This is a genomic window from Devosia sp. ZB163 (genome assembly GCF_028613635.1).
Lineage (GTDB): Bacteria > Pseudomonadota > Alphaproteobacteria > Rhizobiales > Devosiaceae > Devosia_A.
Map to the genome: position 1 here is coordinate 113,506 of NZ_JAQRMY010000001.1, position 11,160 is coordinate 124,665.

Below are 11,160 nucleotides of genomic sequence, written 5' to 3' on the forward strand. Positions count from 1 at the left end.
GCCCCGGCCCTCAGTTCTCGGGGATCCACACCACCATCGAGCCCTGCCCGCGGTTGGCCCACAGGTAGTAGGGCAGCGCCGTCAGCGTCGCCGGGCCTTCCTTTGGCGGGCTGGTGCGGTAGAGCGGCTGGAACTCGCCCTCGTCCACCGCCCTGGCCTCGGCCGTGAGCTGGACGATGCCGTCGAACAGGTTCGACTGCTTGATCGCGATGTCGCTCTGCCGCGGTAGCTTGAAGCGCTGCACCGTGCCGCCCGGATTGTCGGCTTCCTCGAGACAGTAGACCAGCGGCCCGCGCGTCAGCGCCACGCGGCCGATGTCCATCACCACATGCGGGTTGGCGTAGACGCGCTCGACCGGCATCGGCAGCGTCAGGCCGATCTTGTCGCCCTTCTTCCACACGCGATTGATCGTGGCGTAACCATTGACCGGTGACAGCGCTACCGCCTCGCCGTTGACCGTGGCCGACGCACCCTTGCACCAGCCGGGGATGCGGAGCTTCACGTCGAACGCCTTGTCGTTCGCCGGATCGATCTCGATGGCGATGTCGCCCGACCACGGATAGTTCGAGGTCTCGCGCACCGCCACCTCGGTGCCGCCGACATCGAGCGTCGTGGCGATGCCGCCATAGAGATGGAAGGCGATGCCGTCCGGCGCGGTCGAGACGAAATAGCCGCCGACCGAGGCGACGAGCCGGCTGACATTCATCGTGCAGCACGGGCAGGTGTGCCAGTCCCAGCGGGTCGGCGTGCCGTTGCTCTCCAGCGGGTTCATGTAGAAGTAGTGCTCGCCGTCGCGGCTGAGCCCCGCGAGCGCGCCGTTGAACAGCGCCGTCTCCAGCACGTCCGCATACTTGCCGTCGAGATCGAGATGCAGCATGCGCTGCGCCCAGAAGATCAGCGCCACCGACGCGCAGGTCTCGGCATAGGCGGTCTGGTTGGGCAGGTCGAAATCGAAGGTGAAGCCCTCGTTATGTGCCGACGGCCCGAGGCCCGCCGTCACATACATCTTGGTCTCCATCACATCCTTCCACAGCGTCTCGCACGCGGCTTTCAGGCCCGCATCGTTCAGCTCGACGGCGAGGTCGGCCATCGCCGTGTACATGTACATGGCGCGCACCGCATGCCCGACCACCTTGTCCTGGCTGCGGACCGGCTTGTGCGACTGGCTGTATTCGTACGTGCCCTGCACGTAGCGCTGCCACTCCCAGCCCTTCTTCTCGCGCTCCTCGCGCTCGACGTCGAAATAGTGCGGGTTGGGATTGCCGCGCTCGTTGATGAAGTAGGCGGCGAGATCGAGGTGCTTCTTCTCTCGAGTCAGGTGATAGAGCTTGATCAGCGCCAGCTCGATTTCCTGGTGCCCGCAATAGCCGCGCTTCTGCCCCGGCCCGGTGCCGAAATTGGTCCGGATATGCTCGACATAGCGCTCCATCACGTCGAGCCAGCGGCGACGGCCGGTGGTCTCGTAATAGGCAATGGCGCCCTCGAGCATGTGGCCGGCATTGTAGAGCTCGTGGTTGTCGCGCATGTTCGACCAGCGCTTCTCCGGCTCGTGCCCGAGATACCAGCAGTTGAGGTAGCCGTCCGGCGCCTGCGCCTTCTCGAAATCGTCGACGATCGCCTCGATCTTGGCCTCGATATCGGCATCGCGCTTGTGGCTCAGCGCATAGGCGGCGGCTTCGATCCACTTGCCGATGTCGCTGTCCCAGAACACCTGCACGGTGAAGCCGTTGGCATGGCGCGGGAAGCGCAGCGGCGGCGGCGGGTTGGGCAGCTTCAGCGAGTCGAGATAGCCGTACTCGGTGAGCTTCTTGTGCTGGCTGGGAATGGTGCGGGCGAGCACGGTGTCGAGCCGCTCTTTCCAGAAGTTGCCTTCGAGGCGGACATCGACGAAACGCACCGGATGATACTGGCTCATTGCAACTCCTCTTGGCCCCGCCGCCGAGCAAGCGGCCGGGTGACGAAATTCAGCCCTGTCTGCTGGTGGATTGGCGCACCACCAGCGTGCAGGGCAGCCGGCGGATGCCCCGCACCTTCTCTCCGCCGATCATGTCGATCAGCAGCCGCCCGGCCTCGTGGCCAAGCGCCGAAAGATTCATGTCGACACTGGTGAGCGGCGGTCGCGCCGCCGTGGTCATCACTTCCCAGTTGTCGAAGCCGACCACCGCCACCTGGCCCGGCACCGAGATGCCGCGCTCGCGCAGCGCATCGACCACGCCGCGGGCGATCTGGTCGTTGCCGCAGAAGATCCCATCGGGCGGCGCGTCGCCGGCAAACAGCAGCTCCGTCGCCTCGCGTCCCCACGCCTCGGACCAGAGGCCCGCCCGGTAGTAGCCCGGATGCTCGGCGAGCCCGGCTTCTGCCAGCGCCGCGTAGTAGCCGCGCTTGCGCTGCTGCACCGCCTCGAAATGCTCGGGGCCGGTGACATGGGCGATGCGGCTGCAGCCGATGTCGGCGAGGTGCTTGACCGCCAGCCGTGCCCCGCCATCCTCGTCGGCGAGCAGCGACAGCGCATCGCCGTCATCGGCCTGCGAGTAGACATAGACCACCGGCAGCCCCGGCGGCAGCGGACCGACCGGCGGGCGCTTGTCGGCCCGGCGCGCGGTGACCACCAGCCCGTCGATGCGCTTGCCCAGCAGCTGGTCGAGATGCTGCCGCTCCCGCTCCGGATCGTCGGTGGCATTGCACATGAAGATCGCGATGCCGCGATCGGCGAACTGCTCCTCCAGCGCCTGGAAGATCGGCAGGGTGAAGCGGCCGAACGAGTCGGTGGAGAGCACCCCCACGGTCATCGAGCGCGTCCGGTGCAGGCTCTGCGCCATGTCGTTAGGCCGGTAGCCGATCTCGCGCGCCACCGCCGTCACCTTGTCGCGCGTCTCCTGCCGCAGCCGCCCGTTCGAGTTGAGCGCCTTCGACGCCGTGCCGATCGACACGCCGGCGATCCGCGCCACGTCGCGGATGGTCGGGCCGTGACGGCCGGTGCGGTCGGTGCTGGGGGGAACGGAAGGGGCGTCGCTCATGCCGGACTGTCAGCCTTTCACCGCGCCGGACATGAAGCCGCGCACATAGTACCGCTGCAGCAGCAGGAACAGGATGATGCACGGCAGCGCCATCACAACCACGCCCGCTTCGGTGGCACCGTAATTGATCACACCCATCGTCTGCTGGCGCAGGTTGGCGACCGTCACCGGCAGGGGCTGCTTGGTCGGGTCGGTCAACAGGATCAGCGGCGCGAAGAAGTCGTTCCACGCGGCAAGGAAGGCGAACAGGCCCACCGTCACCAGACCCGGCGTAACCGATGGCAGCATGATCCGCCAGAGCACCCCGAAACTGTTGCAGCCATCGATCTGCGCCGACTCTTCCAGCTCGCGCGGGATCGCCTCGAACGAGATGCGCATCATGTAGGTGGCGAACGGCAGCTGGAACATGGCGATCATCAGCGCCACGCCGACCAGCGAGTTGGAGAGCCCCACCGCATTGAGCAGCACGTAGAGCGGGATGAGCAGCGTGGCGTACGGCACCATCAGGATCGATAGCGTCAACAGGAACAGCGCGTCCTTGCCCCAAAACTTGAACCGGGCGAAGGCATAGCCGCCCAGCGTCGAGACGGCCAGCGTGATGGCGACGGTGAGGATCGAGATCACCGCGCTGTTGGCTGCGACCGTTGGCAGCCCGGCGCCGAAATCGAACATCGTCTGGTAGTTGCCCCAGCCGAAGCCCTTGCTCTGCGCGGTGCCCGCCTGCGGGCTCACCGAGGCGTAAAAGCTCCAGACCAGTGGGAACAGGAAGATGATGGCGAGGCCGCCCGTCAGGACATAGTACGGAGTGCGGCCGAGTAGCGGCTCTTGTTTGCCGGCAATCATGGTCAGTCTCGCTCCGTTCCGCGCAGGAAGCGGAACTGCAAAATGTTGATCAGCACCAGGACGATGAGGACGAGGATCGACAGCGCCGCGGCAGTGCCGAGGTTCTGGCGCTGGAACGCCTCGCGATAGATGACCTGCACCGCCGTCACCGTGGTGTTGTCCGGCGCGCCCTTGGTCAAGATGAAGAACTGGTCGAAAGCCAGCAGCGAGCCGGTGACGCAAAGGATGGTCGCCAGCGACAGCGAGGGCCTGAGCAGCGGCAGCGTGATATGGAGAAAGTTCTGCCAGCTGGACGCGCCATCGAGCGCGGCCGCCTCGTGGACGTCATCGGGAATGCCCTGCAACCCAACCGTCAGCACCAGCATGTAGAAACCGGCGAACTTCCAAACCACGAGGAACGTCGTCGACAGCAGCGCCGCCAGCGACGTGCCGAGGAAGGCGATCGGATTGTCGATCAGCCCCAGCGCCTCGAGCGGCGGACTGATCGGGCCGATGGCCGGGGAGTAGAAGCCATAGGCGAGCAGCGATGCGGCAGCGAGCCCGAGCGACACCGGCAGCAGGAACACCGTGCGCAGGAACGCCGACCAGCGGGTCACCGTCTGCACCAGCAGCGCCAGCCCCAGCCCCAGCCCGAGCAGCATCACCGTCACCAGCACCGTGTACTGGACGGTGAACCACACCGACGGCCAGAACAGCGGGTTGCGCCAGATCGACACGTAGTTCCGCGGAAAATTGATGCCTTCATCGCCGGTGAGCAGGCCGTATTTGCTCAGCGACATCTTCGCCACCAGCACCAGCGGGGTGAGGAAGAACACCACGATGAACACCAGCGTGGGGATGGTGTAGGCGAAGCCGGTCAACTGGCGGCGCAGGTTGATGCGGGCGCGCCGGACTGGACGTTCGGCCGGCGTGGCCTCCGAGATTGACGTCGTCGTCACCATGTATCCTCACCTTGAGATATCGGCCCGGTTCCGGCGTGAGAACCGGGCCGACAGGCACTGCAGCTTACTCGCTCAGCGATTCGGTCATTGCCTGGTTGTTGCTCTCGAGGTTCGCTCCATCGCCGAACACCGCGTCACGGAACAGCACGATCCACGGCCCCTGCGGGTCGTTGAAGGTGGCGCCGAAGTTCTTGCCGAGCGGCGTCTGGCCCTTGGCGCCGATGGTGTTGAACAGCTTCACGCGCGGATCGGTGATGTACTTGTTGTCGGCGAGATCGGTGCGCGTCAGCACGTTGCCGTTCTTGGCCACGACCTCGACCTGCGCCTCTTCGCTCTGCACCCAGGCGATGAAGTTCCACGCCGCGTCGGCCTTCGTGCTGTCGCGCGAGATGCCGATATCGTCGCCGCCGACAAAGGTCGACTGGCCGCCCTTGAGGCCGGCGATCGGCGCTACGCCGATGTCGGCATCCTCGAGCCCGCTGCCGACGAGCGCCGAAATCTGCGTGGCCGGCATCGGCTGCACGCCGATGACACCCTTGGGGAAGAAGGCGGTCCAGGTCGGACCGGCCTCGTCCTTGCTCTCCGGCATCATCATGGTGCCGTCGGCAACGAGGTCACGGAAGACCTTGTAGATCTGCTGCCATTCCTCGCTGGCGAGGTGCGACTCGGTGCCTTCCGGATTCATCACCGTCTCACCGTCGGCCCAGGCGATCGGGAACCAGGTGAAGGCGTTGCAGCCGCCGCAATTGCCGCCGAAATAGGTGCCATGGACGTCGCCGCCGAGCTTGGCGACGGCGCGGGCCTGGTCGGCGAATTCCTGCAGGGTCGTCGGCCCCTTCTCGGGATCGAGGCCGGCCTCTCTGTAGAGCTTCTTGTTCCACATCCACACCGACAGGTCGGCGATGAACGGCATGCCGTACTTCTTGCCGTCCCAGGTGCCGACATTGATGCCGGCAGGCGCGACCTTGTCGATGTTGGGCATGGCGTCGATGCGGGCGGTCAAGTCCTGGAACAGGCCGGCCGAGGTCCAGTTCGGCATGAACACCACATCTGCCGAGAACAGGTCCGGCAGGCCGTTGGCGGCTGCCGCGGCGCCGATCTTGGTCTGGTAGTCGTCGGTCACGACATAGGTGGCGGTGACCTGGTTCTTGTGCGAGGCGTTATAGGCCTGCACCAGCTGGTCCACCCGAACCTGCGTCGCAGCGCGGGTCCACAGCGTCAGCTGGGTGCCGTCATCGACGCCGAGCGGATCAGCGGCGAGCGCCGTCCCCGGCGCAGTCAGCAGCAGCGCGGCAAGCGCCGTCTGCCAAAGTCTTGGCATTCTCATCAGGTTCCCTCCCATTTGCCGATGCCATCCTCCGGCCCTGCCAAGCAGGTTCCTCCCGGGAAACGGCGACGAAAAACCCCTCGCTGCCATCCACCACCCGCATTTCGTTGCCGGGTTGGCCGATCAGGAAAAGCTTTTCTCGCCTGTTTCGTGCCATGTTTCCCAAAGGGGTGCAAGAGGCAGGGAAAAGCTTTTCGCGGACAGCCCGCGAAGCCTTCGGGTAACTGTTCCAGCCTCCCCATCCCAGCGTACGACCCGTGGCAGCCCGCCCCCACAGCACGGCATGGCTACGCCGTCGTGCCCATTGCCGCCCGCGCACCGCGGCCCCGATCAGGTGACCCTAGAGCAGCCCGCCATCCAGCGCCTTGAGCTCGGCCACCCAGTCGGTGACATTGGCCACCCCCTGCTCGGCCGGAAGGAAGCCCTCGGCCAGTTCCGCGAGGCGCAGGGCCGAGGAATAGAGCATCACCAGCCGGCGATCGACCGGGACGCGCGTCAGTTCCTCGTAGCGCTCGATGATCCTCAGCGTCAGGTCGGCCGAAATCCAGTTGCTGTAGCTGAGGTCGCGGTGGCGCGAGCCGAAGCCGGAATCGGCGAAGTCGAACACCCCGTTCAACAGGCCCGTCTTGTGGTCGAAGGCCATGTTCCAGCCATGGCCGTCGAAATAGCCGTAGACGAGTTCGCGCCCCTCAATGGTGAGCTTGCGATATTCGGCCATGGTGCGCTTGAGGAAGGTCTTGTAGCCGCGCGGCAGCTTCGGCTCCGCCCCGGCGACGATCGCCTCGGGCGCCATCCACGGGTCGACGCCCACGGCGCCCACCTGCCGCATGCGGGCGAGCGGCAAAGCGTGCAGCTCGGCATAGAGCTGCGCCATGCGCATCGCGATCGCATTGCGACGCCCCTCCTCGAGCTCGAGATACTGGGCCCGTTCCAGCGAGGCCCCGTCGATCTTCAGGTGCTGGGTGAACGGCACTGGCCCTTCATGCAGCAGCATGTGCGGCAGCGGCATGGTGATTCGAGGCTTGAGGTAGCCGAGCAGGGCCACCTCGCGCCTCAGCCGCGTCAGGGCCTCGTCATGACGCGCGAACTTGAAGATCCAGCCGTCGCATTCGAGCGCGACACTATCCCAACCCTCTGCAAGGGTTGTGAAAGTCCCGCCCGCGAACTGCGGCAACGTCCCGATGACGTGCGCACGATAGCGCGCGATCTCCGCCGCCGGCACACCCTCCATCCTCACGTCCCCCTGTCCAGGGGACGGAATCTAGATCAGCGGCAGGGAAAGTCCAATCAGGCTGGATGAAGTTCGCGCGGCACCTGGCGGGTTCGCTTGGACTGGGTCTTGACCGCGGCCTTGGTCTTTTCCGGGGCGCGGCGATGCTGTGGCATCCTCACACCCAGGGCGTCGGCGACGGTCTTTTCTAGCAGGCGATCGAGTTCAACCTTTTGCATGACGGCGTCTCTCCGTTCGCACGCGAAGTTGGTCTCCGCGCTTTGTGGCGGGAAAACGCCTGAACGTGACCGGGGTTGCCGGGCTGCCGTTCAGTTTCGGATGACGCCCCGCCGAGGACGTCACCGTCTTCCCTGTGCCATAAATATTACACAGGAAAACGAACTCATTGAGTGAAATAAACGTGATCGAATGCGTACCAAATACAGTAGCCAGCGTGCGAAACCGTACGAACTTAAGTAGTTCTCGTGCGAAATCGCACGAACTCTTGTAGTTCATTTCAACCACGGCAACGGAGCGGTCCGTCACGGCGCCGCACCGGAGCGCCGGACGGCGGCAACCATCGGTTAAGTGGATCACGCGACAATGGGTGCGCCGGAAGCGTCACCGGGTACCTTTGATCACTCATTCCGCCTGGCGGAGGGCGCCCCCATGCGAGCCATCGGTCTTGCAGCGATCCTGCTCAGTTCGCTGTTCTTCCTGTTTCCCTGGTACCGGGAATGGGTTCCCGTCATCGACATGACGAACAACGACACCCGCCTCGTCGCCGGCCTGCTGCTCGCTGTCGGCGCGCTGACCCTCGCCGTCCACCGTCGCTAGGACGCCGGTTCAGTCCTTGTCCGGCTGCTTTGCCGGCACGGGCTCGATGCGCGCATTGGCGAAGGCGTCAGCGAACATCTCCTCGACGCTCTTGCGCGTCGCCGGCTTGACCGGCTGCGGCGCGACGGCCTCGATCCGCTTCGGCTCGGCCGGTCCGGGTTTGGCCTCGACGGGCGCAATGGGCGCGGCCTTCGCGGGTTCCGCTGCTTGCCCGGCAGCGGTGGCGGCCGGCGCCGCGTCAGGCGCCCGCGCGGGCCTCGAAACCGGCTTCGGCTCGAAAGGCCTGGGCGCCGGATCGTTGGCGGGCTTGCCGACCAGCTCACGGGTTGCCGGCTTGGGCGCCGCCACCGGAGCGGCGGGCTGGCGTTCCCGCGCCGCAGGCATCGGCAGTTCGCGTCGCCGCAGCGGCGCGGCGCGCGCGGTCTCCGCCGCCCGCAGGGCCCGTGCCTTCTTCATCCTGCCCTTGAGGCGCAGCCCTTCGAGCGTCGCATACCCGATGAACAGCAGCAGGCTCAGCGCCACGCCGAGCCCCAGCCCCACCAGCAGCCACACCATTGCATCGGGGCCCATGCCGCCCGGCCTCCCAGTCGATTCAATGCCTTGGACATAGGCGTGATGCTATGCCCGCGCAACGGACATGCTATGACGGAAAAAACGCCGAAAGAAGCATCCATGCAGCATGTTCGCGTGCGCCCCCTTTTGCCCGACGTCGTCCGTGCCGAACTGCGCCGCCTGATCATCGGCGGCGAATTCCCGCCCGGCTCGCGCCTGCCCAACGAGGATGCGCTGTGCACGCGCTTCTCGGTGAGCCGCATCACCCTGCGCGAGGCCGTGCGCGGCCTCATCGAGGACGGTTACGTCACCCGCCGCCAGGGCTCGGGCACCTACGTCAATGAGGGGCCGGCGCTGCGCAACTCGCTCGATACCAACTTCAGCTACACCGACTACCTCGAGAGCATCGGGGTCAAGGCGAGCCGTGAGGTCCTCGACGTGTGCCGCACCCCCGCGTCCGACACCGTGGCGCTCGAACTCGGCCTGCCGCTGGGGTCGGAAGTCGTCGTCGTGCGCCGCGTCCGCAGCGCCGATGGCAAGCCCGCCATCTATTCGGTCGACAGCCTCCCCGTCGACCTCGCCGATGCCGAGCGTGACGCCGACCGCTTCACCGGCTCCATCTACCGCCTGCTCTCCGAGCGCGGCCACGATATCGATCACGCCCGCGCCGTGGTCCTGCCGGTCATCGCCGACAGCGAGCTCGCCACCATCCTCCAAGTGCCCGAGGGCACGCCGCTGCAGCATCTGAAGCAGATCGACCACGACACGGCCAACCGCCCTGTGATGCATTCGCTCGAATGGCACGTCCCCTCGGTCATCGAGCTCCGCGTCTACCGCCGCGGCCCCGGCCGCGTGCAGAACTGAACACCGGCCGTTCGCCTCCCTCCCCCTTGAGGGGAGGGACCGAGGGAGGGGGTGGCGCAGGCGGCACTAGCCCGACAGCTTGCTCCGCAGTTCGTCCAGCTCGAGGATGCAGCGCTCGATCTCGGATTTCAGCGAGCGTTTCTCCGCCGGGGTCAGCGCCGGGCGCGGCCGCCCCACGATTTCGCCCAGGGTCGCGATCTCGCGCTTCAGTTTGGCAATCTCGCTTGTCGCTAGCATCGGGCATCTCCGGTCATCCGGCCTTGTCGCCCGATCCGGCCCGCCGCCGCAAGCGCCTTCCGGCGCTCACGCGATCTCTGACGTCCTGGAGGCGACCCAATCAGCCGAAATATTCCAGGTGAATGAGTGGATATGGCCTGCCCTGTCCGTCGACCGGCGAACGGCCTGTCTGCCTGAATCCCATTCGCTCATAGAAGCGAACAGCTTGCTCGTTCTGCTCGTTGACATCGGTTGTCATTCTTGGATGAAGCGTGAGGCCATGCCGCACCAGGGCAGCGCCAATACCGGTTCCGCGCCAGGCGGGATCAACGAACAGCGCCTCCATGTGCCCGCCGTCGATCAGCATGAAGGCTAGCGGGTAGTCATTCTCATCAACTGCCAGCCAGAGTGGAGCCTGCGGAAGGAAACCGCACACCATTTCATCAATGGCGAGCCGATCCTCAGGCGTTAGGAAGTGATGAGTCGCATCAACTGCGCCGCGCCAGATCTCGATGATGCGGGCGCCCTCGTCGGGCCGGGAAGGTCGGATCATGATCATGCTCACCGGATACAATGCTTTCATCAGGTGGGCAAAGCGAGTTGCTGAACAGGCCTCAAAGGCAAGCAAAAAGCCCGCCCGGCAAGCCGGACGGGCATGGATGCATGATGGGAAGATGGGGCCGAGGCTAGTTGGCCGCCACCACCACGCCGGGCGAATAGACGATCGTGCGGTCCGAAAGCTTCACGAAATAGGCCCGGTCCTCGGTATAGAAGTACCCGTAGTCCGGATCGCTCTCGACCACGCGCAGCTGGACGGTCTCGGGCACGGCATAGCCGACCTCGAGACTGCCATCGATCACCACCGGCTCGGTCGGATTGAGCCGCACGTACTCGACCGCGTCGTCGCTGACCACGGAAGATCCGATCACGGCACCGGTGAACCCACCGATGATCGCGCCGATCGGTCCGAAGATCAGCCCGCCGGCAACAGCGCCGGAAACGCCGCCGGCGGTACCACCGACCACCGCGCCGCTATCGCTCTGAGCCATGACCGGGGCGGCGCCGAGCGCCAGGACGGCCACTGAGGCAAGGAGAAGTTTCTTCATTTTTTTCACTCCTAGGCTGTTGGATAGCCAAGGGGGAAAAGCCCGGGAACGCGATCGGTTCCCTATGGCACGCCGATGCCGCAGCACCGTTGCGCATGAGCAACCGCAGGCCGAAATCATCATGTCTGGGAGGAAGGGTGGTGCCGCATGCCGGATTCGAACCAGCGACCCCCTCATTACGAATGAGATGCTCTACCGACTGAGCTAATGCGGCGTACCGGCGCGCGTGGGCGACGGACAATTTGCG

General features: G+C 65.6%; 13 protein-coding genes and 1 tRNA gene. 2 read left to right on the forward strand and 12 right to left on the reverse strand.

Annotated elements, in window-relative coordinates; translation table 11 throughout:
• Nucleotides 1-10: 10 nt before the first annotated feature.
• From PRN20_RS00560 to PRN20_RS00590, 7 genes are all read right to left on the reverse strand, one after another.
• Nucleotides 11-1,915, reverse strand: a complete 1,905-nt coding sequence (locus tag PRN20_RS00560; protein ID WP_273954967.1) for a glycoside hydrolase family 127 protein — start codon at nt 1,913-1,915, stop codon at nt 11-13.
• 49 nt (nt 1,916-1,964) lie between these two features.
• The gene (locus tag PRN20_RS00565; RefSeq protein WP_273954968.1) at nt 1,965-3,017 is read right to left on the reverse strand and encodes a LacI family DNA-binding transcriptional regulator; all 1,053 of its coding nucleotides are present in this window, start codon (nt 3,015-3,017) and stop codon (nt 1,965-1,967) included.
• A gap of 9 nt (nt 3,018-3,026) precedes the next feature.
• Nucleotides 3,027-3,860, reverse strand: a complete 834-nt coding sequence (locus PRN20_RS00570; protein WP_273954969.1) for a carbohydrate ABC transporter permease — start codon at nt 3,858-3,860, stop codon at nt 3,027-3,029.
• Between the two features lie 2 nt (nt 3,861-3,862).
• A complete protein-coding gene (locus PRN20_RS00575; protein ID WP_273954970.1) occupies nt 3,863-4,798 on the reverse strand; it encodes a carbohydrate ABC transporter permease in 936 nt (311 codons plus the stop codon).
• 67 nt (nt 4,799-4,865) lie between these two features.
• A complete protein-coding gene (locus tag PRN20_RS00580; RefSeq protein WP_273954972.1) occupies nt 4,866-6,128 on the reverse strand; it encodes an ABC transporter substrate-binding protein in 1,263 nt (420 codons plus the stop codon).
• Between the two features lie 340 nt (nt 6,129-6,468).
• Entirely contained in the window at nt 6,469-7,359 is an 891-nt protein-coding gene (locus PRN20_RS00585; protein ID WP_273956748.1) for a phosphotransferase family protein, read from the reverse strand.
• A gap of 56 nt (nt 7,360-7,415) precedes the next feature.
• Nucleotides 7,416-7,577, reverse strand: a complete 162-nt coding sequence (locus tag PRN20_RS00590) for a hypothetical protein (protein WP_273954973.1) — start codon at nt 7,575-7,577, stop codon at nt 7,416-7,418.
• A 430-nt stretch (nt 7,578-8,007) separates the two neighbouring features.
• Between PRN20_RS00590 and PRN20_RS00595 the strand changes: the two genes are divergently transcribed.
• Nucleotides 8,008-8,175, forward strand: a complete 168-nt coding sequence (locus tag PRN20_RS00595) for a hypothetical protein (protein WP_273954975.1) — start codon at nt 8,008-8,010, stop codon at nt 8,173-8,175.
• Nucleotides 8,176-8,184: 9 nt separating this feature from the next.
• Here PRN20_RS00595 and PRN20_RS00600 read toward each other — a convergent pair whose 3' ends face one another.
• A complete protein-coding gene (locus tag PRN20_RS00600) occupies nt 8,185-8,745 on the reverse strand; it encodes a hypothetical protein (RefSeq protein ID WP_273954976.1) in 561 nt (186 codons plus the stop codon).
• A gap of 102 nt (nt 8,746-8,847) precedes the next feature.
• Between PRN20_RS00600 and PRN20_RS00605 the strand changes: the two genes are divergently transcribed.
• Nucleotides 8,848-9,591, forward strand: coding sequence for a GntR family transcriptional regulator (locus PRN20_RS00605; RefSeq protein WP_273954977.1), 744 nt, complete (start codon nt 8,848-8,850; stop codon nt 9,589-9,591).
• A 66-nt stretch (nt 9,592-9,657) separates the two neighbouring features.
• Here the strand turns inward: PRN20_RS00605 and PRN20_RS00610 are convergent, their stop codons facing one another.
• The 4 genes from PRN20_RS00610 to PRN20_RS00625 all read right to left on the reverse strand — a co-directional run bounded on the left by PRN20_RS00610 (nt 9,658) and on the right by PRN20_RS00625 (nt 11,127).
• A complete protein-coding gene (locus PRN20_RS00610) occupies nt 9,658-9,828 on the reverse strand; it encodes a hypothetical protein (protein ID WP_273954978.1) in 171 nt (56 codons plus the stop codon).
• 100 nt (nt 9,829-9,928) lie between these two features.
• Complete coding sequence (locus PRN20_RS00615) at nt 9,929-10,366, reverse strand: acetyltransferase (protein WP_273956749.1); 438 nt, start codon at nt 10,364-10,366, stop codon at nt 9,929-9,931.
• 127 nt (nt 10,367-10,493) lie between these two features.
• Complete coding sequence (locus PRN20_RS00620) at nt 10,494-10,913, reverse strand: DUF1236 domain-containing protein (RefSeq protein WP_273954979.1); 420 nt, start codon at nt 10,911-10,913, stop codon at nt 10,494-10,496.
• Nucleotides 10,914-11,051: 138 nt separating this feature from the next.
• A tRNA-Thr gene (locus PRN20_RS00625) sits at nt 11,052-11,127 on the reverse strand.
• Nucleotides 11,128-11,160 lie beyond the last annotated feature (33 nt).